The following is a 20,802-nucleotide window of genomic DNA, read 5'->3' on the forward strand; positions in this document are numbered from 1 at the left end:
GGAGCGGCGACAACAGCGACAGGTCAACACGCGGGCCAGTCTAGAGGGTCGACGCAGGATCGCGCGAGGCTCCCCCGCGCGCACGGCCCGGAGCGCGCCGCGACCGGGCGACCGGACAGCCGTCATCGAGCCTAGGTCACAGCGCACAGCGATGTGCCGGATCATCTGGCAATTGTGAGCCTCTGCAGAACCGGGTCTGCGCAGGATGCACACAGTGATTCGAGGACGGGCCATTGACCGCGCGCCGGTGTTACCGCTAGAACGGGGGCACGTGACGGCTCTTGAACGCACCAGCGGGTAAGTGCCGGCACCGCCGGAGTCCTCTTCCTGCCGCATCACCTCCCTGACCCCGGCGCTTCGCACACGCAGAGTGAGCGCGCATCACACGGTCACCACAGCACGGGTCCGCTATGCAAGGGAGCAACAGGCACATGTCCACCACGAAACGCAGGAAGCTGCTCGGGGGAACGGCGATCACCGCCGCGCTCCTCGGGCTCACGCTCACGACGATCTCGCCCATCGGCAGCGCCGTCGGGTCCGAGCCGATGCCCGACCTCACGCGGTCCGCTGACGAAGAGGTCAGCGTCGTCGAGGTCCAGCTGCCGGACCACACCGAGCTCGATCGTCTCGTCGCGACAGGCATCGACCTCGACCACGCCGCCCATCTGAACCCCGACGGCACCATCACCGCTCACGCGGTCGCGACCCCCTCGCAGGTCGCCGGGCTGAACGCCCGCGGCTTCACGATCGGCGACACGGTGCACGAGGAGGACGACACCGTGCAGGTGCTCCAAGAGCGCGAAGCGGGCATCGCCTCCGCCGTCGCCGAGAACGAGGCGTTCCTCGAGGCCGCCGAGGCCGCCACGGTGTCGGATGTGAAGATCATCCGCGCCGACTACTACACGTCGTTCGGCGTGGGCTACCTGTCCGTCGAGGCGAAGTGGGCCAACGGGCAGACCGCCGGCTCGGCGCTGACCGTCCAGCGCGACAGCGGGCCGGGCACCGAGATCGGAAGCGGCGGCAGCCAGAACATCTCACGGTTCGTCGACGCCGGCGTATACCTTTACCACCGCGGCGCCGCGGTCGTGCCGACGCGCCCGGACTACGTCCGGATCACCAGCCCGAGCGGCGACACCGCGACCGCGAAGGTCGTCGACTGGCTCCCGCTCGAAGGAGAAGGCGCCGGCGGACCGGCCTACCAGACGGACTTCATCACGTCGTACCTCACGCCGACCGAGCTCTACGACCGCATCGAGCTCCTCGCGGCGGAGTATCCCGAGCTGTCGGAGATCGTCGAGCTGCCGCACCAGACGAACGGCTACCGCCGGCTCGCCCAGGGTGTCCTGGGCACGGCGAACGCGAGCCGCGTCGGAGTCGACTCCCGCGCGTGGGGCCACGAAGGCGGCAACGGCATCACCGTCACCGCTGCCGCCCCGGGCGCTACGGACTCGCCGCTGTCGGTGACCGTGTCCGGAACCGACATCCGGGTGTCGCTCGCGACGAACGCAGCCGGGGCGGTGACCAGCACGGCCGCGGAGGTCGTCGCCGCGATCAACGCCGAACCTGCGGCATCCGCGCTCGTCGTCGCCTACACCTATCGGGGCAACCCGGGCGCAGGCGTGGTCGCCGCCGGCAGCATCACGCTGACCGACGGTCTGTCGGCGCCTGCCGGCGTCTCACGCGACCCGCACACGGTGTACGCACTGCGCATCGGCAAGACTCGCGACGGCTCGAAGCCGGGCGTCCTCGCCTACGCCCAGGAGCACGCCCGCGAGTGGGTGCCGCCCCTGGTGACGATCGAGGCCGCCGAGCGCCTGCTGCGCAACTACGCCCAGGATGCCGGCAGCAAGAAGCTGGTGAACAACCTCGACATCTGGATCGTGCCCTCGGTGAACCCCGATGGCGGTCACTTCTCCTTCTACGACTTCGCCTCGCAGCGACGGAACATGACCAACCACTGTCCGCTGACGGGCAACGCGGACTACCTCGCTCGCACGTCGTGGGGTGTCGACAACAACCGCAACTACGACATGTTCAGCCTGGCCGACGGGTACAGCGGTGCTTCCGACATCTGCACCAGCGACGTCTACGCGGGCCCGGGCGAGCTGAGCGAGCCCGAGAGCGCCAACATCGACTGGATCGCGGCGAACAACCCGCACATCAGGTTCTCGATGAACCTGCACAGCTCGGGCAACTACTTCATGTGGTCGCCCGGCTCCTACCAGACGCCGGGCCGCATCTCGGCACCCCGCCCGAGTCTTGAGGACGAGGCGTACTTCTGGGGGGCGTCCTCGCGCATCCTCACCGAGATCAAGCGTTACCGCGGCATGTCGGTGACCCCGGCGCGCACCGGCCCGATCTCGGACGTGCTGTACTCGGCCGCCGGCAACTCCGGCGACATGCTGTGGTACAAGTACGGCATCTACGCCTGGAACTTCGAGGTCGGAACCCAGTTCCAGCCTCCGTTCCAGAACTCCAACCCGAACGGCGCTTCGGCCCATGCCGAGTCGCAGGAGTACGCCAACGGCCTCATCGAGCTGATGCAGGTGGCGTACGACTTCGACAAGGACTCGCAGCGCCCGGAGAGCACGGTCGTAACGGCGCGGGGCGGCGTGCCCGGGACGGTCGAGGTGACCTTCCACGTCACCGAGCCGGCCTCGGTGTTCTACACGCTCGACGGCTCGACACCGACGTTCGACTCGACGCTCTACGCGTCCGCGGGCATCCGCGAGGGCGCGGAGGTGCTCACCGTCCCGGCCGGAACCACCATCCGCTGGTTCTCGGTCGACGCGGCGGGCAACGTCGAGAAGAACTACAAGCCCGACGGCACGGGCAAGAACTACAACAAGAAGACGGTGGGCTGAGATCGAAGCGGTCCGGCCGCGGCGCCCCCCGGTGCCGCGGCCGGACCGCTGGTCTTGTGGGCTACGCCACCGCCGACGCGGTGAGGGTGGCCGGCTCGGGGCAGGGCGCGCACGCGTTGCGCGCTCCCCGCAGCAGCTGCTGCAGCACCCCGATCGTCATGACGTCCTTGCGCGGGCCGATACCCCCGAAGTGCGGGACCCCCAGCACCTCGTACAGGACCGGCCGGCGCAGGCCGAAGAACCGCTCGAGGTCGTCGATGCCGAGCCGCGTCGGCAGCGCGCGCGTGAGCTCACGGGCGAGCTCGGGCGCGGCATCCGTCTGCGCCATCCATGCCCGGCGGCGCAGGTGACGGCGGAACTCGGCCTCCGGCACGAACCAGCGCCGGCCCAGCCGGTAGCCGGGCAGATCGCCGCTGCCGAGTCGCCGCAGGAGAGTGGCCGGGGTGAGGCCGGCGAGCCGCGCCGCAGCCCCGACGGTCAGGAAGGGCGACCCGCCGCTTCCGCGACGCGTGGGGGTGGTGTCGATGCTCACACCAGTCAAGACGCAGGCACCAGCGTTTCATGACGCGCGGGTGGAGAATTCTTCCCGTGCGGCTCCGACTCCACGCGGATCGCATGATTCCCCCGTCGAACGCGAGCCATACGATGCCGTCAGACGCGACGACAGGAGACCGGATGCCGCACCCTCGCCCCTCCCGCGCGGTCCCGCGCCGCCGGGCCCCGCGCATGCTGGCCGCCGCCGCGATCGCGGCGGCGGCGCTGCTCCTCGCCGGCTGCGGCGACGGCACGATCACCCTTCCGACATCCCTGCCGACGTCGCTGCCCAGCGGGCTGCCGACCTCCCTGCCGAGCGGGCTGCCGACCTCGCTGCCCAGTGGACTTCCGACGTCGCTGCCGAGCGGGCTGCCGACCGCTCTGCCGAGCGGACTGCCGACCTCGCTGCCAACCGGTCTGCCCACGCGTCCGCCGGCGCCATCCCCCGAGCCCGAGCCGACGACGCCGCAGCCGGTGCCCACCGAGGCGCCCGACCCCACGACCCCGCCGGAGCCGGATCCCACCCCGACGCCGACGCCGACCGTGGAGCCGACGCCGACCCCGACGGCGAGCGCGTCGGCCACCCCCTCGCCCACGGCTACGCCCACACCCACGGCTGCGGCGGGCGACACCGACGTCTCGGCGGCCTCGTGGGCGCCGTGGATCATCGGGCTCGGCGTGCTCGCCGCCGGTGCCGTGACGTTCCTCGTGGTGCGCCGTCCGCGGCGGCCCGGCACGACTCCCCCGCAGGGCTGAGCGGATTCAGCCTCGCAGCGCGAGGACGAACGGCAGCACCTCGGTGGCGCCGCCGCGCCGGAGCTCGCGCGCGGCCACGGTGAGCGTCCAGCCGCTGTCGACGCGGTCGTCCACGAGCAGGACCGGCCCTTCCGGAAGCGTCAGGCCCGCAGCCGAGAACCGCTGCCACACGCCCGCCAGCCGGAACGCGCTGTTGCCTCCGGGACGCCCGGCCGGGCCGCCGTCGACCAGGTCGAGACTGCCCAGGAACGACAGGCGTCCGATGTCGGCGATGCCTCGTGCGAGCGAGTCCACCAGCAGCGGCCGGGAACGCGAGGGCATCGCGACGACCGCGACCGGGCGCCGCTCCCAGCCCCAGCCGGCGAGCACGCGCACGCATGCCCCGAGCAGGTCGGCGGGCACCGGTCCGTCGGCGGCGCCGGCCGCGAAGAGCTCGCGCAGCGGCCCGCCCCAGCCGAGATCGGTCAGTCGCGCGAGCGCCCGGCCCTCGGCGGCCTGTTCGTCGGCGGTGATGCGGCCCTTGACCGGCACGCCGAGCCGATCGGCGCCGGTCGGCCACTGCCGCCGCGGGTCGATCGGGACCCCGACGCGATCGAGTGCCGTGGTCGCGGCATCCGTCGCCCCCGCCGCGATCTCGGTCGCGAACCACGTGCCCGCGCAATTGTCGCAGCGCCCGCACGGTGCGGCGGACTCGTCGTCGAGCGCGCGCTGCAGGAACTCCATGCGGCAGTCCGCGGTCTCTTCGTACTCGATCATGTGCTGCTGCTCGGCCACCCGGGCGGCGGCGATGCGCCGATAGCGCTCTTCGTCGTAGACCCACGGCTCGCCGGTCGCGATCCAGCCGCCCCGCACGCGCTCCACGGCGCCGTCGACGTCGAGCACCTTCAGCAGCAGCTCGAGCGGTGTGCGGCGGATGTCGACCACGGCCTCGAGCGCGGGTGTCGACAGCGGGGAAGCCGCAGCCGTGAGCGCGGCGAGCACGCGCTCGGCGCGTTCGCGGTCGGGCATCGACGCGGTCGCGAAGTAGTGCCAGATCTCGCGGTCCTCGACGCCGGGCAGCAGCAGCACGTCGGCCGACTCGGTGGCACGGCCCGCGCGCCCGACCTGCTGGTAGTACGAGACCGGCGACGAGGGGGCGCCGAGGTGCACGACGAAGCCGAGGTCGGGCTTGTCGAAGCCCATGCCCAACGCGCTCGTGGCCACGAGAGCCTTGACGCGGTTCTCCTTCAGCAGCGCCTCGGACTCCTCGCGCTCGTCGGTGTCGGTCTGCCCGGTGTAGGCGCGGACGTCGTAGCCCCGCTCCCGCAGCAGGCGCGCGGTGTCGTTCGCCGCGGCGACGGTGAGCGTGTAGACGATGCCCGAGCCGGGAAGGTCGCCGAGGTGAGAGATGAGCCACGCGAGGCGGCTCGGTGCGTCGGGCAGCCGCAGCACGCCCAGCCGCAGCGAGGTGCGGGCGAGCGGACCCCTGATCGTGAGGACTCCGGATGCCGCCGCCGACGTGTCGCCGCCGGCCTCGAGCTGCTCGGCCACATCGGCGACCACTCTGCTGTTCGCGGTCGCGGTGGTGGCGAGCACGGGCACGCCGTCGGGCATGCGTGCGATGAGGTCGCGGAGCCGTCGGTAGTCGGGGCGGAAGTCGTGACCCCAGTCGCTGATGCAGTGCGCCTCGTCGACGACGAGCAGACCCAGGCGCCGCACGAGCTCGGGAAGCTGCTCGTCGCGGAACGACGGATTGTTCAGCCGCTCGGGCGAGACGAGCAGCACGTCGACCTCGTCGCGGTCCAGCTGCGCGAGCACGTCGCTCCACTCGTGGGCGTTCGTCGAGTCGATCTTGACGGCGCGCACGCCCGCACGCGACGCGGCCGCGATCTGGTCGCGCATGAGGGCGAGCAGCGGCGACACGAGCACGGTCGGCCCCGCCCCGCGACGGCGCAGCAGCAGTGTGGCGACGAAGTACACCGCGGACTTGCCCCAGCCGGTCCGCTGCACGACGAGTGCCCGGCGGCGGCCGTCGACCAGCGCCTCGATCGCCTCGAACTGCCCGTCGTGGAAGGCGGCGTCGTCACGGCCGACGAGAGCGCGCAGCACGTCGAGGGCTTCGGTGCGGGTCTCGGTCACGCCCTCCACCTTGCCCCATCCCCCCGACACCCCGCCCCGCGCGGCGCCCCGCGCCCGGCGCCCCGGTTGCTCCGCGGCGCGGCGCCCCCGTTGCTGCGCGGCGCCGGTTGCTCCGCAGTCACATTCCGCCGCTCCCCGCACCTCTCACGCGCAGAAGCTGACTGCGGAGCGCCCGCGCCGCGGGCCGGGCGCGGCGGAGTGCCCGCGCCGCAGGCCCCGCGCCCGGCGCAACGGACGCGCGGCGCCCCGGTTGCTCCACGGCGCGGCGCCCCGGTTGCTCCGCAGTCACATTCCGCTGCTCCCCGCACCTCCCACGCGCAGAAGCTGACTGCGGAGCGCCCGCGCCGCAGGACCCGCGCCGCAGGACCCGCGCCGCAGGACCCGCGCCGCAGGACCGGCGCCGCGGGCCCCGCGCGGCGGGACGGGTCGGCGCCGCGGGCCCGGCACCCGTCGGAGCGGGCGTGTTAGCGTGATCGCGGCGGAAGGAGGCGCGCGTGCTCGAGTCGATCGGCCTGATGCTGCGCCTCATCGCGGAGTTCGCGGGCCTCGCCCTGCGCCCGCTGTTCGAGCTGGCGGGCACGGTCGCCGCGCCGGGCTCCGGCGTGGTGGCGATCGCCGCGGCATCCGCCGCCACCGCCGCGCTGGCCGCCCTCGCACTTCTCGCCGTGGCGATCACCGTGTCGGCGCGGCCGGCGCTCGCGCTGGCGAGCGCCCCGCACCCGCGCCGGGCGATCGACGATGCGACGCGGCTCACCGAGACCCATCCCGACGCCCCGGGTCATTCTCGTCCGCGCGCACCCGGGTACGCGGCCTCGGCCGCGTAGCCCCGCCGCACCCGGCGCCCCGCTCCTGCGAGCGGGTGCCTCCGTGTCCGCGTGCGCTCGTGGCCAGACGCCACGACCGCACCGACGAACGGACACCCATGGACCTCTCCGCCTTCCCACCCATCGCCGCGATCCTCGACGCGGCCTACTCCCTCCTCATGGGCCTCACCGCCCTGCTCAAGCCTGTCGCCGGATCGGCGGCGGCCGCGGCATCCGTCATCGTCCTCACGCTGATCGTGCGGGCCGTGCTGATCCCCGCCGGCATCGCGCAGGCGAAGGCGGAGCAGACGCGCAGCCGCCTCGCACCGAAGCTCAACGAACTGCGGCAGCGCTACAAGCGCAACCCCGAGCGCCTGCAGCGCGAGACGATGAAGCTCTACGCCGACGAGAAGACCTCGCCGTTCGCGGGGTGCCTGCCGATGCTCGCGCAGGCACCGGTCGTGGCGATCGTCTACGCGCTGTTCCTGCACGCCTCGATCGCCGGGCACGCGAATTCGCTGCTGACCGAGCAGCTGTTCGGCGTCGCGCTCGGCACGAGCCTGGCCGGTGCGGCGGTGTCGGGCACCGTCACCGTTGCCACGGTCGCCGTGTTCGCGGGCGTGCTCGCCGCCATTGCGGGCGTCGCGGAGGCCACGCGGCGCGCCTTCCGCCCGCCGGTGAACGACTCCGCGGATGCCTCGCTGCCGGTGGGCGCCGGGTTGGCACGGCTCGCCGGCGCGCTGCAGTTCACCACCGCGATCGTCGCGATGTTCGTGCCGCTGGCGGCCGCGCTCTACCTGGCGGTGACGGTCACGTGGACGCTCGGCCAGCGTCTCGCCCTGCGCCGCGTGTACCCGCTCGCGTGAGGTCCCGGGTGCTCCGCAGTCGCTTTCTGCTGATCCGCGTGCCGTCCCACGCGCAGAAACTGACTGCGGAGCACCGGCGCCGCAGGCGCCTGGACTGGGGGCACCGGCGGCGGAGGCACCCGGGCGGCGGAGCGCCTGGACTGGGGGGCACCGGCGTCGGAGGCACCCGCGCGGAGGAGCACCGGCGGCGGAGGCACCCGGCGGCGGAGGCACCCGGGGCCGCAGGAACCCGCGCGGAGGAGCGCCGACGCCGCGGGGCGCGGGGGGACGAGGACCCGAGCTTCTCCTGAGCTTTTGTCAACCCGGTTGTGGTGCCCGAGGCGACTGCCTAGTCTGGCGGCACATGGCTGGGGAGTTCCATGCCGCTGGGGACCGTTGTGCACCACCGATCTCCAAGGAATGGCAGGCCCATGAACACTCCCGCATCCGCCACCCCGCGCGCTCGATCCGACCGCCGCCGCATGCTGCTCGCCGTCATCGCGGGCGGCGTCGTGCTCGGCGTCGGCACCGCGATCACGCTCGCGGTCTGGAACGACTCCGAGTTCGCCACCGGCACCTTCTCGTCGGGCCAGTTCGACCTCGAAGGAAGCACCGACGGCTCGACCTTCGACAGCTCCCCCACCGCGCCGGGCAAGACACTGACCTTCGAGCTCGACGCCGACGCGCTGTCGCCGGACGCCGTCGTGTACGCGCCGTTCGCGGTGCAGCTGTCGAGCGACTCGGACTATTCGGCATCCGTCACCCTCGCACAGGAGATCGGCGGGACGATCGGCGCAGACCTCAGCTACTCGGTGTACGACGTCGGCACGTTCGGCGCCACGTGCTCCGCGGCGTCGCCGCCGTCGGGCACGGCGCTCGTCGCCGATCGTGCCGCGACCGCGCCGGGCACCGTCGACGCCTTCGAGCTGACCGCGGCCGCGACGCCGGTGAACCTGTGCTTCGTCGTGACGGCCGGCAGCGACCTGCCGCAGGGGGCCACCGGCACCATCACGTGGGAGTTCGCAGGGACGTCGGGCGCGACGCTGCCCTGAGGGCGGCCGTGATGCAGACCAGGCGCGCGCGGCGCGCGCGCATGCACCGCCGCCGTCTCCAGGCCGTGCTGGCCGCCGGGATCGTGCTGGGCGCCGGAACGGCGGTGACGCTCGCGGCGTGGACCGACACCGAGAACGCCACGGGCGGCTTCGGTTCGAGCGTGTTCGGCACCGAGTCGCAGTCGCAGGGTTCGCCGACGTACGCGAGCCAGACGACGGCGCCCGGCGCGACGCTGACGTTCAACGCGACCGCGATGTCGCCCGGCACGTCGTTCTACGCATGGCTCAACGTCCGCACCACGCCGGCGTCCACGGTGGGCGGCACGGTGAGCCTGACATCGATCGCCCCGTCGGGCGGTCTCGCGTCCGCGCTCCAATACCGGGCGGTGCGGATGCCGGGGGCCACCCCCTCGTCGACGTGCAACGCGGCCGCGTTCACCGGGACGCCGGTGTTCGTCGCGGGCGCCGCCGCGTCGTACCTTCCGGTGTCGCAGGTGCCCGCCACCCCCGTCGCGAGCCCCATCGGCGCTGCCGGCGCGGAGCTCGGGTTCTGCTTCGAGGTGCGGATAGCCCCGGGAAGCGCGGACTCCTTCCAGGGCCAGACGGGTTCGGTCACCTGGACTCTCACGGCGACCTCGGCCGGCTGACATGACGCACGACCGGGTGGCGCGACGGCGATGGGCGAGCGCGGCGGATGCCGGTCTCGCCGTCGCGGCGACGCTCGGCGCGGTGTGCATCGTGCTCGCCGTCGCGGCGGTGCTGTTCGACGTGCGGATCGTGCTGTTCCGCACCGGGTCGATGTCTCCGACGATCCCGGCCGGGTCGGCGGCCGTCGTCCATGGCATCCCGGCCCCCGAGGTCCGGATCGGCGACGTCGTCATGGTGGAGCGGGCAGGACAGCTGCCGGTGACCCACCGCGTGGTCGGCGTCGACCGCGTCCCCGGCGCGGACGACGCGCGAAGCATCCGGATGCGCGGCGATGCGAACGCGGTCGACGACCCGGAGCCGTACCGCGTGACCGAGGTGCGCCGGGTCGTTCTCGCTCTGCCGGGCGTCGCGCCGGTGCTCGTGGCGCTCGGCTCGCCGTGGGTGATGGGAGGGCTGACCCTCGCCGCGACCGCGCTGATCGTCGTGGTGTTCTGGCCTCGGCGTCGACGGGATCGCGGCGAGCCCGACGCCGGCGAGTCGCGCGACGGCGCGCCGCCGCCGGGCTCGCGTCGCGCGCGTCGCACCGCGGGCGTGGGGGCAGCGGTGGCGCTCGTGCTGACGGCCGCGGCGGCGGCCGGCACGCCCCAGCCGGCGCGCGCCGCGACGGGCGTCGCCGAGACGGTGATCCAGGGTTCGGTGATCCGCCTGGTGTCGATCGAGGAACCGGCGATGCGCTCGCTCGTGCCGGGGCGTACCGCGGTATGGCAGGTGGGTGTGACGGCGGATGCCTCGACCCCCGGCACCATCACCGTCACGCTCGCGGGCACCGGCGCCGATGCGGCCGGCCTGCTGCTCGAGGTGCAGGGCTGCGCGCGGCGCTGGGCAGCCGGGACATGTCCCGCGCCCGAGCTCCTCGTCCCCGCCGGGCCGATCCGCGTCGACGGCGTCGCGAGCACGCTCGGCACCCTGCGCGACGACGAGCAGCTGTGGCTGCGTCTGGCCGTGACGATGCCGCAGGATGCCGGGACAGCCGAGTCCGATGTGCGCCTGGTGGTGCGGGCCACGGGTGTCGGCGACGACGTCTCGGCGGAGCCCGGCGGCGGGCTCGCGGTCACCGGCGCGGGCCCGCGCTGGGCGCTCGTGGGCGCGGGCGCCCTCCTCGCGGCGACGGGCGTCGGAGATGCTCCTGCGCGTGCGGAGGCGCTCGTGAACCGCCGGGGGCGCGCTGCGGCGGCGTCGCTGCTGCTGGTGGGAGTGCTGTGCGCGGGCGCGCTCGCTCCGGGCTCGACGGAGGCCGCGTGGGTCGACCGCGAGGTCGCGAGCGCCGCGACGCTGACGGCGGGGACGGTGACGCCGGTGACGCAGATGACCTGCTCCGCCGGCCTGCTCCAGCCGGTGACGTTCAACTGGACGGCGCCCACCGGAGGGCTGCCCCGGTCGGGATACCAGTGGACCGTGACCGGCGGCATCAACGGCTCGGGCACCCTGACGGCCGGCGCGACGAGCGTGACCCTGACCACCGGTCTGCTCGGCATCGGATCGGGCACCTTCTCGCTGTACGCCGTCGGTCCCGGCGGCTGGCGATCCGTCGCCAAGACAGGGTCGGTGTCGTTCGCCACGGTGGTGCTCGACGTCCTGTCCTCCTGTTCGGTGACGTGACCCACCCGGCGCCGCCAGAGGGGAGGATGGACGCATGCGCAGCCTCGCCTCCCTGAACGACGACGGTGCCCGGTTCATCTCGGACTACCACCTGGCGACCCTGTCGACGATGGCGCGGGACGGCGGCATCCACGTGGTGGCCGTCGGGTTCACCGTCGACGCCGGCGTCGTACGCATCATCACGTCCGATCGCAGTCAGAAGGTGCGCAACGTCGAGCGAGACCCTCGCGCGACCGTGGCGCAGGTCGCGGGGCCGCGGTGGCTGAGCGTGGCGGGTCTCGCGACCGTCGAGCGCGATCCCGACGCGGTCGCCCGTGCCGTCGCGCTGTACTCCGACCGCTACCGCCCGCCGCGGGTCAACCCGAAGCGCGTCGTCATCCGCATCGACCCGGTCACGGTGATGGGGTCGGCGGATCTGTTCGATCCCGCGTGAGCCCCTCGGGCCCTGCGGCGGGACGCGGCGTCAGCAGTCGCTCGAGCAGTTCCAGCGCGGCGTCCTGCGGCGCGTCCGCGTCGAGCAGCCACTGGGTCTGCAGGCCGTCGGAAGCCGCGATCACGAGGGCGGCGACGGCTTCGGGGTCGACGTCGGCGCGGATCCGGCCGGACTGCTGATTGTGCCGTACGCGCGCCGCGAGTTCGCGGCGGCTGCGGGCGAAGCGCTCGGTCGCGAACTCGCGGGCGGCGGGGTGGCCCTCCTCGAGGGCGGTGGCCACGAGGGTCGAGTACAGCTGCACGAGTCCGGGCACCTCGTGGTTGGCCTCGGTCCAGTCGCGCATGAGCTCGACCGGGGTCGCCTCGGGATCCTTCGGCTTCCCCGGCGCCTCATGACGCTCGGACTCGCGGTAGACGGCGACCAGCAGCTCCTCGAGCGATCCGAAGTAGTGCTTCAGTGCGGCGTGCGTGACGCCGACCGCCTCGGCGATCGCCCGCAGGCTCGTCTTGTCGGACCCCCGGCGGGCGAAGACCTCGATCGCGCGGTCGAGGATCTCCTGGCGGCGTGCGACGCCCTTCGGGTATGAGCCGCGTGCGGCTGGGGGGCGCTCCTCCGGCATGCGCGCCATCCTATCCGGCCGATCCGGACAAAAACCTCCGCGTGGAGGTTTTATGCTATCGTCGTGCCACGACGGACGGCAGACCTGCGCCACCGTCCCCACCGTCGCCGAAGACACGAAGGAGCGCGACCGATGCCGGTCCAGACATCCATCCAGCTGTTCACCGTCAAGACCGCGCTCGAGGCCGATCTCGACGGCACGCTCGCCGAGGTCGCGGCCCGCGGGTTCACCGCCGTCGAGCCCTACGACTTCGTCCGGCGCGCGGACGCCCTCGCCGCCGCCCTGACGGCGCACGGCCTCGCTGCCCCGACCGGCCACGCGTTCCTCGCGTCGACCTCGTTCGTGAACCCCGACGGCAGCGGCACGACGGTCCCCGTCCCCGCACCCGACGTCGTCTTCGAGGCCGCGAAGACCCTCGGCATGACCACCGTCATCGACCCGTACACCGAGCCCGCGCGCTGGCAGAGCATCGAGCAGATCGAACAGACCGCCCGCCTGCTGAACGCCGCCGCCGAGATCGGCGCCGGGCACGGCATCCGTGTCGGCTATCACAACCACGCCCACGAGCTCGAGGCGACGTTCGACGGGAAGACCGGTCTCGAGGTGCTCGCCGACCTGCTCGACGAGCGCGTCGTGCTCGAGGTGGACCTGTACTGGGTCGCGCGCGCCGGGGTCGACTCCCCGACGCTGCTGCGCACGCTCGGCGACCGTGTGATCGCCGTCCATGTCAAGGACGGCACGCTCGACCCCGAGGCCGTCGCCGCCTACCCGCCCGCCGATCAGGTGCCGGCGGGCCACGGAGTCGTGCCCCTCGAGGAGGCGCTGGCCGCGGCATCCGCCCTCGAAGTGGCCATCGTCGAGTTCGACCACTACCCCGGCGATCTGTACGACGCGATCGAGCAGAGCCGTCTCTTCGTCGACGCGCAGCTCGCCGAGAAGGCGGTCCGCTGATGGCGGGCGCGCCCGTCGGCGTCGGGCTCATCGGCGCCGGCAACATCAGCGACCAGTACCTCACGCACCTCACGAGCTTCCCCGACGTGCGGGTGCTCGCCGTCGGCGACGTGCTCGAGGATCGCGCACGCGCCCAGGCCGAGAAGTACGGCGTGCCGCGCGCCGGAGGAGTCGGCGTCGTCCTCGACGACCCCGACATCGAGATCGTCGTCAACCTGACCATCCCGGCCGTGCACGTCGAGGTGTCGGAAGCGATCATCGCCGCCGGCAAGCACGTGTGGACCGAGAAGCCCATCGGGATCGACCGCGAGGAATCGCAGCGCCTGCTCTCGACGGCGGATGCCGCAGGCCTGCGCGTCGGCGTCGCGCCCGACACCGTGCTCGGCCCGGGCGTGCAGACCGCCAAGCGCGCGATCGCGCGCGGCGACATCGGGCGTCCGCTGTTCGCGACCACGACGTTCCAGTGGCAGGGACCGGAGCTCTGGCACCCGAACCCCGCGTTCCTCTATGCGAAGGGCGCCGGCCCGCTCCTGGACATGGGCCCGTACTACGTGTCGACGCTGCTGCACGTGTTCGGTCCGGTCGCCGCGGTCGCGGCGCTCGGCCTGCAGGGGGTTCCCACGCGCACCGTGAAGGCCGGCGAGCTCGCCGGCCAGGAGTTCCCCGTCGAGATCCCCTCGACGCTGTCGGTGCTGATGGAGTTCGAGCAGGGCGGTCAGGCGCAGAGCCTGTACAGCACGGACTCCCCGCTCCTGCGCCACGGCATCGTCGAGATCAACGGCACCGAGGGGACTCTCGTGATCCCCGACCCGAACACGTTCGGCGGCGACATCACGATCACGCGGCCGCTCACCGACGTCTCGGTGCGCGAGCAGGAGATCATCCAGGTTCCGCAGGAGGGCGTGGTCGCCGGCCGAGGCCTCGGCCTGCTCGACATGGCGCGCGCGATCCGGGAGGGTCGCCCGCATGTGGCGACCGGCGAGTTCGGCTACCACGTGCTCGACACGCTGCTCTCGATCGAGGAGGCCGCCGAGTCGCGCAGCTTCGTCGCGGTCTCGAGCACCCTCGACGCGGTGGGCTCGCTGCCCGAGGGCTTCGACCCGCTGGCCGCGACCCTCTGACACCGAGCCGCGGGGCTCGCACGGCTTCGGCCGGGCGCTCAGCCCGCCGGCGCGTCGCCGGCCGGCCCGTCGGCGGCCGGCCCGTCGCCGGCCGGCCCGTCGGCCGCCGGCGTGCGATGCGGGATGGGTGTCGGCCGCTCGGCGCGTGCCTGCTCGCGGGACGGATTCGGCGGCACGGGCGGCGCGGCGGACGACTCGAACGCGAGCGCGGGGCCCGCACGTCCGCCCGTCTTCGCGAAGCGGCGCCCCGTCACCGTCTGGGCCGTGAGCTTGATGGCGAAGAGCTTGTGCGTCGGGCTCCACGAGCGCAGGCGGCGAACGCCGCTCTCGCGCAGCTCCGCATCGTCGTCGACGCGTCCGATCGGACCCCGCACGACGACGCTCCATCGGGTCGCCTCGGTCTCGCCGTCGATCTCGAACGCCGCGACCGGGTGATGCGCGATGTGCAGCAGCTTGCTGTCGCGAGCGGTGCGGATGTACAGCGAGCCCTCGTGCGTGAGGTAGTTCACGGGAAAGATGTCGGGCGTGCCGTCGGCGCGCACGAGGGCGAGCCGTCCGAGCGGCGTCTCTTCCAGCAGTCGCCAGCATTCCGCGGTCGGCATGTGCTCGACGGCGCCCGCGGGTTCTGCCACGGGCGCCCCGGTCACCTCGTCGCTCTCGGCGTCGTTCGGTCCGTTCTCGGCCATCGTCACTCCCTCTGGTCCTTCTCCGTCCTACCCCGACTCGCTGCGATTGGGAAGTGCCGCAGCCATCCCGACGCTGTCAACCCGCTTCCGCGACGGGCTCCGCACGTCGAGAATCGGCGTCAGGGTCGCGACCGGAACCTGGGGGGTTGCGACGGACGCCTCGGGATCGCGACGGACGGAGGACGACATGCAGCCGACGTTCGGCATCGAGGAGGAGTTCGTGCTTCTCGACCCCGCCACGCTCACCGCGACCGACCGCGCACCGGAGGCGATCGAGGCCCTTCACGCGCACGGCGGCGGAGCCGTGGGCAAGGAGTTCTTCCCCTCGCAGCTCGAGTTCGGCTCACCCGTGCTGTCGTCGGCGGCGGAGGGCCTGGACGCGGTGCTCGGATTCCGTGCGCGGCTGCGCTCGTGGGCGGATGCCGCGGGCCTGGTCGCCGCCGGTGCCGGCACCCCGTTCCGCACGCAGCCGCGCGCCGGGATCAGCGCGGACGCGCGTTACGCCCACATCGCCGGCGACATCGCCGGGGTGACGCCCGATCATCAGATCAACGGGCTGCACGTGCATGTGGGGATCCCCGACCGCGAGTACGGCATCCGGGCGTCCAATCTGCTGCGCGACTGGCTGCCGACGCTTCTCGCGGTGTCGGTCGACTCGCCGTTCTGGCACGGTGTCGACACCGGCTTCGACAGCTGGCGCTCCATCCACGGGCGCCGCTGGACGACGTACGGGGTGCCGCCGCGCTTCGCCGATGCCGACGAGCACGATCGCGTCCGCGCGGCGCTGAGCGGGGTCGGCGCGACCTCCGACCCGGGGACGATCAACTGGAACGTGCGCCTGTCGGCCCGCTACCCCACCGTCGAGGTGCGGGTCTTCGACGCCCAGCTGGACGGCCGGTCGAGCGTGGCGCTCGCGCTCCTGACGCGCGCGATCGTGGCGGCCGCCGAAGAGGCGCCGACGGGCGGCGAGGGCGACATCGACATCACGGATGCCGCACTCTGGCACGCCGCACGCTACGGGGTGCGCGAGACTCTCGTGCACCCGCTGTCCTCCCGGCTCGTGCCCGCGCGCGAGGCCCTGGACGCGCTGCGCTCCTTCACCCGGCCCCACCTGGCCGACGGGACCGAGCGGGAGCTCGTCGACGAGCTGCTCGAGCGGCTGCTGCGCGACGGCTCAAGCGCCGAGAGGCAACGGACTGTCGGCGCGGCCGGTGTCGACGGGCTCGCCGAGCTGTATCGTCGCGAACTGGTCGCGGGCCTGCGACCCGAGCGTCGCCGGATGACGCGGCGCGTCTTCGCCCCCTGAACCGGGCACCGGAGCGTTCGATCCATTGAGCGTGATTTTGTTCTTGTTTTCAGTTGTTGCGCCCGATAGTCTGTCGTACAGAGATTCGATGCTGAGGCAGTCCCCTCCGACGGGGAACGAGAACAAGTGCGGCGATTGCGCCGCGGAGTGATGAGCGGGTGCTGGCGCGGAATGCGCGCAGGAGTCTCCTACCGTTCGTGCCGTCCTGTCCTCTGTGAGCGTCCATGTCATCGCATCCCTCGCCCGGATCCGCTTCGGAATCCACGCCTGCCGGCCGCATCGTCGACGCGTTCGAGGTCGGCCGGGCGCGCCGCGCCGCCGAGGACGCCGCCGAGATCCGGCTGCTGGCGCACGCCGCGGCGGGGGTCTCGACCCCGGCGGGAGCGAGCATCGAGCTCCGGTGCCGGCTCGAGTGGGATCGTCGGGCACTGATCGCCGAGCTCGCCACATCGACGCGCGTGTCGGAGTGGACGGTCGCGCGGCTGCTGTCGGAGTCGGCCGACCTGTGCGCGCGGTTCGCGCTCGCGGTCGACGCGCTGGAGCACGGCAGGATCTCGCGGGAGCACCTCACGGTGATCCACGACGTCGGAGACCCGATCGACGACGAGCACGCCCGCGACCAGTTCGTGCGGATCGCGATCGACCGGGCCGAGGCACTCACCCCCAGACGTCTCGCCCCCGCACTCACGGCCATCGCGGAACGGTTCATCGAGCGGCCCGTCGAACGACGGCACGCCGACGCCGTCGCCACCCGGGACGTTCGTGTCATCGACCTGGCGGACGGGATGGCGACCCTCGCCGTCACCCACGAAGCCGTCCTCATCCACGGCATCCATGACCGCCTCACCGCGCAGGGCCACTCCATCCTCGCCGCCCGCGCCGCGAACAGCGACAGTGCGGCCGGCAGCTACGGTGGGGCCGGCGGGATCGACGCGGCCGCGAGCGACAGCGCGGCCGGCAGTGAATGCGCGGCCGGCGGGGACGGCGCCGCCGGCGGGGCCAGCGCCTCGATCACGAGCGACGCCTCACCCGGGGCCGGCGCGCCCGGCAGTACGGACACCGGCGCCGACACCCGCACGATGGACCAGCTCCGCGCCGACATCGCCACTGACCTGCTGCTCACCGCCGGTCCCGACGACTGCGTCGCCGGGACGGGCCTCGCGGCGATTCGGGCCACGGTGCAGGTCACCGTCCCCGTGCTCACCATGACCGGCGTCTCCGACGAGCCGTGCCTGCTCGCCGGATACGGGCCCATCGACCCCGGCACGGCCCGCGCTCTGACCGCCGCCGAGCCCCGCTGGGAGCGCGTGATGACCTCCCCCGTCACCGGCAACGTGCTCGCGGTCGACCGCTACCGGCCCGGCGCGTCCCTGAGCCGGTATCTCGGCGCACGCGACGAACACTGCCGCTTCCCGGGCTGCCGCATGCCGGTGCGGCGGTGCGACCTCGACCACACGATCGATCACGCCCGCGGCGGCCCCACCAGCCACCGGAACCTCGCCCACCTGTGCCGGCGACACCACGTCCTCAAGCACAGCACCGCATGGACGGTTCAGCAGACCACGCCCGGTGTGCTGGTCTGGACCAGTCCCGCGGGCCGCAGGCACACCGATCGCCCCGAGCCGACGGTACGGTTCGTCCCCGATCCCGACCTCATCGACCGCCGCCGCATCCTGCGAGAACCCTGGCTGTTCCCGGTCGACGACCCACCCTCGACGGGCGAACCACCCTTCTGACCGCGCATCGGTCGGCCTCTGACGGAGCCTCGATCAGCTCACTGACCGAGCTTCGCTCACCACGCGGTCGACGAGCCGTCGCGCGCCTCGAGCTCCGCGCGGGCCGCGGCGAGCGCCTCCTCGTTGGCCGAGTAGCCGTGCTCGGGCGCAGGGAATGCGCCGCCGCGCACCTCGCGGGCATACGCCTGCACTCCCTCGACCATGTCGTCGCCGATGCGCGCATAGCGCTTGACGAACGTCGCGGCCTTCCCTTCCGTGATGCCGAGCAGGTCGTGCAGGACGAGCACCTGTCCGTCCGCGCGGCCGGCGCCGATCCCGATGACGGGGATGCCGATCTCGGGCAGCACGACGTCCACGACCTCCGCCGGCACCGCTTCGATCACCAGCAGCGCGGCACCGGCGTCCTGCACGGCCAGTGCTTCGCGCACGAACCTCGCGGCCGAGTCGGCCGTGCGGCCCTGCGCCCGCAGACCTCCGAGCGCCACCGCCGTCTGCGGAGTCAGCCCGACATGTGCGACGACCGGGATGCCGGCATCCGCGATCGCCCGCACGCGGCTGAGGCGAGCCCGCCCGCCGCCTTCGATCTTGACGGCGTCGGCGCCCGCCTCCTTCACGAAGCGCATGGCGGTCGCGACGGCCTGCTCATCCGAGATCTCGGTCGAGCCGAACGGCAGGTCGCACACGACGAACGCCGACTGCACGCCGCGGCGGACCGCCCCCGCGAGCACCAGCATCTCGTCGACCGTCACCGCGACCGTCGAGTCGTGCCCGAGCACCACCTGGGCGCCCGAGTCGCCGACGAGCACGACGTCGACCTCCGCGCGCTCGGCGACACGCGCCGTCGGGAAGTCGTATGCCGTGACCATCACGATCGGCTCGCGCCCGGCCTTCATCTCGGCGAGCCGTCGCAGCGTGACCTTCTTGCGCATCACGCGCCTCCCTCGTGTGCCGAATCTGCCGGACGCCCCGAATGCGCCGGCTGCCGCACCGGCTCGAGCACGACGTTGTCGATGAGCCGCGTGCGGCCGACGCGCGCGGCGATCGCCACGAGCACCGGGCCCTCCCGCACGACGACGGGCTCGAACGACACCGGGTCGACCAGCGCCACGTACTCGGGCTCGACGCCTGCGCCGGCAAGCACGGCCCGCGCCTCGGCACGCAGCGCCGCGGTATCGGTGACACCGGCGGCCGCGGCATCCGTCACCGCCGACAGCGCCCGCGGAATCGCGATCGCCCGGGCACGCTCGTCGGGTGCAAGACGCGCGTTGCGGCTCGAACGCGCGAGGCCGTCATCATCGCGAGACGTCGGGCACACGACCACGCGCACCGGGATCGAGAGGTCCGCCACGAGGCGGCGGACCACCGCGACCTGCTGGGCGTCCTTCGCGCCGAAGTACGCCGAATCGGGCAGCACCGACAGCAGCAGCTTGCACACCACCGTGGCGACGCCGTCGAAGTGCGCCCTGCCGCGCTGCGCGCCCTCGAGCGTCTCGGCGACCGGGCCGCTGACGCTCACCACGGTCGAGAACCCGCGCGGGTACATCTCGGCGGCGTCGGGCGCGAAGACGACGTCGACGCCGGCGCCCTCGGCGACGGCCAGATCGGCCGCCTCGGTGCGCGGGTAGGCGGCGAGGTCGGACTGCTCGTCGAACTGTGTCGGGTTCACGAAGATCGAGAGCACGAGGGTGTCGTTGCCGCCACGGGCGGCACGCAGCAGCGACACGTGCCCCTCGTGCAGCGCGCCCATGGTCGGGACGAAGCCGATCGTGCCGGTGCGGCGGTCGCGCAGCGCGGCACGCAGGTCGGCGACCGTGCGGACGACGATCATGACGGCACCTCCGACCGAGTCTCGTCCGCGCCCGCGCGCGACGCCGGACGCGCGGCCAGCTCTCGCGTCGCTGCGGCGAGCGCGTCGAACAGTCCCAGCCGGTCGGGCGTGCGTTCGGCCACGGCTGCGCGCTGGCGCGCGACCGTGGCCTCGTCGCCGCGCGCGATCGGACCCGTCAGCGAGGCCGCGGCGCCGTCGCGCTGCCAGTTGTCGACCGTCGCCCGGACCAGCGTCGCGAAGGCATCGCGCCTCACGCCCGCCGAGGCCGCGAGGTCCTCGGCGAACGACTCGAGCGTCAGCAGGAAGTTCGACGCGATCGACGCGGCCGCGTGATAGGCAGCGCGGTCGTCGTCTGCGACCTCGAAGGGCCGCATCCCCACTGCGCGGGCGAGTGCGGTCGCGGCGGCAAGGGCGCGGTCGCTCGACCCCGCCACCGCCGCCGGCAGGCCGTCGAACGCGGCGCCGGCCCCGGTGATGGTCGTGAGGGGATGGATGCTGAACCCGTCGTGCTCCGCGAGCGGCTCGAGTGTCGTGGCGCCCGAGAAATGGCCGACGAGGGTCGCCGGAGCGACGAGCGCGGCGGCCGCCGCGATCTCGGCATCCGGGACCGCCAGCAGGACGACGGCCTCGCCGTGGGTGCTCGCGTCACGCCTGAGGGGTCCGCACACCTCGATGCCGGCATCCGTCAGCGCGGCGGCGACGGCCCGGCCGACGCGGCCGTCCCCGACGATCGCGACGCGCTCGATCGTCGCCTCTCGCCCCTCGGCGCGCGCCGAGTGAGGATCGCGATCCGGCATCGTCGTCGTCTCCTGTCGTGCGCGGCTATGACGGCCCCGTACGAAA

The 20,802-nt window shown here is 73.1% G+C and carries 19 protein-coding genes; 12 read left to right on the forward strand and 7 right to left on the reverse strand.

Annotated elements, in window-relative coordinates; genetic code table 11:
- Positions 1 to 431 precede the first annotated feature (431 nt).
- On the forward strand, positions 432 to 2,864 hold the full coding sequence (locus IM778_RS14450; protein WP_228484572.1) for a M14 family metallopeptidase: 2,433 nt from the start codon (positions 432 to 434) through the stop codon (positions 2,862 to 2,864).
- Between the two features lie 61 nt (positions 2,865 to 2,925).
- On the opposite strand, the gene IM778_RS14455 is transcribed toward IM778_RS14450, so the two are convergent.
- Complete coding sequence (locus tag IM778_RS14455; RefSeq protein ID WP_194409527.1) at positions 2,926 to 3,396, reverse strand: helix-turn-helix domain-containing protein; 471 nt, start codon at positions 3,394 to 3,396, stop codon at positions 2,926 to 2,928.
- A 143-nt stretch (positions 3,397 to 3,539) separates the two neighbouring features.
- Between IM778_RS14455 and IM778_RS14460 the strand changes: the two genes are divergently transcribed.
- Positions 3,540 to 4,154, forward strand: a complete 615-nt coding sequence (locus IM778_RS14460) for a hypothetical protein (RefSeq protein WP_194409528.1) — start codon at positions 3,540 to 3,542, stop codon at positions 4,152 to 4,154.
- 6 nt (positions 4,155 to 4,160) lie between these two features.
- Here IM778_RS14460 and IM778_RS14465 read toward each other — a convergent pair whose 3' ends face one another.
- Positions 4,161 to 6,272: a RecQ family ATP-dependent DNA helicase gene (locus IM778_RS14465; RefSeq protein ID WP_194409529.1), complete on the reverse strand. Its 2,112-nt coding sequence runs from the start codon at positions 6,270 to 6,272 to the stop codon at positions 4,161 to 4,163.
- Between the two features lie 494 nt (positions 6,273 to 6,766).
- On the opposite strand from IM778_RS14465, the gene IM778_RS14470 reads away from it, so the two are divergent.
- From IM778_RS14470 to IM778_RS14495, 6 genes are all read left to right on the forward strand, one after another.
- A complete protein-coding gene (locus IM778_RS14470) occupies positions 6,767 to 7,096 on the forward strand; it encodes a DUF6412 domain-containing protein (RefSeq protein ID WP_228484573.1) in 330 nt (109 codons plus the stop codon).
- 98 nt (positions 7,097 to 7,194) lie between these two features.
- On the forward strand, positions 7,195 to 7,941 hold the full coding sequence (locus IM778_RS14475) for a YidC/Oxa1 family membrane protein insertase (protein WP_194409530.1): 747 nt from the start codon (positions 7,195 to 7,197) through the stop codon (positions 7,939 to 7,941).
- Between the two features lie 410 nt (positions 7,942 to 8,351).
- On the forward strand, positions 8,352 to 8,972 hold the full coding sequence (locus IM778_RS14480) for a SipW-dependent-type signal peptide-containing protein (RefSeq protein WP_194409531.1): 621 nt from the start codon (positions 8,352 to 8,354) through the stop codon (positions 8,970 to 8,972).
- A gap of 11 nt (positions 8,973 to 8,983) precedes the next feature.
- Entirely contained in the window at positions 8,984 to 9,619 is a 636-nt protein-coding gene (locus IM778_RS14485; RefSeq protein WP_228484574.1) for a SipW-dependent-type signal peptide-containing protein, read from the forward strand.
- Between the two features lies 1 nt (position 9,620).
- Positions 9,621 to 11,279: a S24/S26 family peptidase gene (locus IM778_RS14490; protein WP_194409532.1), complete on the forward strand. Its 1,659-nt coding sequence runs from the start codon at positions 9,621 to 9,623 to the stop codon at positions 11,277 to 11,279.
- 34 nt (positions 11,280 to 11,313) lie between these two features.
- Positions 11,314 to 11,712, forward strand: a complete 399-nt coding sequence (locus tag IM778_RS14495) for a TIGR03618 family F420-dependent PPOX class oxidoreductase (protein ID WP_194409533.1) — start codon at positions 11,314 to 11,316, stop codon at positions 11,710 to 11,712.
- Here the strand turns inward: IM778_RS14495 and IM778_RS14500 are convergent.
- Positions 11,672 to 12,331: a TetR/AcrR family transcriptional regulator gene (locus tag IM778_RS14500; RefSeq protein WP_194409534.1), complete on the reverse strand. Its 660-nt coding sequence runs from the start codon at positions 12,329 to 12,331 to the stop codon at positions 11,672 to 11,674. The genes IM778_RS14495 and IM778_RS14500 overlap by 41 nt on opposite strands.
- A 132-nt stretch (positions 12,332 to 12,463) precedes the next feature.
- Here IM778_RS14500 and IM778_RS14505 point away from each other — a divergent pair, with 132 nt between their 5' ends.
- Together IM778_RS14505 and IM778_RS14510 are read left to right on the forward strand one after the other, a co-directional pair.
- Positions 12,464 to 13,282, forward strand: a complete 819-nt coding sequence (locus IM778_RS14505) for a sugar phosphate isomerase/epimerase family protein (RefSeq protein ID WP_194409535.1) — start codon at positions 12,464 to 12,466, stop codon at positions 13,280 to 13,282.
- A complete protein-coding gene (locus tag IM778_RS14510; protein ID WP_194409536.1) occupies positions 13,282 to 14,403 on the forward strand; it encodes a Gfo/Idh/MocA family protein in 1,122 nt (373 codons plus the stop codon). The genes IM778_RS14505 and IM778_RS14510 overlap by 1 nt, the downstream gene beginning before the upstream one ends.
- Before the next feature lie 38 nt (positions 14,404 to 14,441).
- On the opposite strand, the gene IM778_RS14515 is transcribed toward IM778_RS14510, so the two are convergent.
- Positions 14,442 to 15,089, reverse strand: a complete 648-nt coding sequence (locus tag IM778_RS14515) for a pyridoxamine 5'-phosphate oxidase family protein (RefSeq protein ID WP_194409537.1) — start codon at positions 15,087 to 15,089, stop codon at positions 14,442 to 14,444.
- 187 nt (positions 15,090 to 15,276) lie between these two features.
- Here IM778_RS14515 and IM778_RS14520 point away from each other — a divergent pair, with 187 nt between their 5' ends.
- Both IM778_RS14520 and IM778_RS14525 read left to right on the forward strand, forming a co-directional pair.
- Positions 15,277 to 16,395, forward strand: a complete 1,119-nt coding sequence (locus tag IM778_RS14520; protein ID WP_194409538.1) for a carboxylate-amine ligase — start codon at positions 15,277 to 15,279, stop codon at positions 16,393 to 16,395.
- A gap of 224 nt (positions 16,396 to 16,619) precedes the next feature.
- Entirely contained in the window at positions 16,620 to 18,131 is a 1,512-nt protein-coding gene (locus IM778_RS14525) for an HNH endonuclease signature motif containing protein (RefSeq protein ID WP_194409539.1), read from the forward strand.
- A 56-nt stretch (positions 18,132 to 18,187) separates the two neighbouring features.
- On the opposite strand, the gene panB is transcribed toward IM778_RS14525, so the two are convergent.
- From panB to IM778_RS14540, 3 genes are read right to left on the reverse strand one after another with little or no spacing between them, the layout of a single operon-like run.
- Entirely contained in the window at positions 18,188 to 19,060 is an 873-nt protein-coding gene (panB, locus tag IM778_RS14530) for a 3-methyl-2-oxobutanoate hydroxymethyltransferase (RefSeq protein ID WP_194409540.1), read from the reverse strand.
- Entirely contained in the window at positions 19,060 to 19,959 is a 900-nt protein-coding gene (gene panC, locus IM778_RS14535) for a pantoate--beta-alanine ligase (RefSeq protein WP_194409541.1), read from the reverse strand. Before panC ends, panB begins: the two co-directional genes overlap by 1 nt.
- Positions 19,956 to 20,756: a Rossmann-like and DUF2520 domain-containing protein gene (locus IM778_RS14540; RefSeq protein WP_194409542.1), complete on the reverse strand. Its 801-nt coding sequence runs from the start codon at positions 20,754 to 20,756 to the stop codon at positions 19,956 to 19,958. The genes panC and IM778_RS14540 overlap by 4 nt, the downstream gene beginning before the upstream one ends.
- Between the last annotated feature and the right edge of the window lie 46 nt (positions 20,757 to 20,802).

This window comes from Microbacterium cremeum (assembly GCF_015277855.1).
Lineage (GTDB): Bacteria > Actinomycetota > Actinomycetes > Actinomycetales > Microbacteriaceae > Microbacterium > Microbacterium cremeum.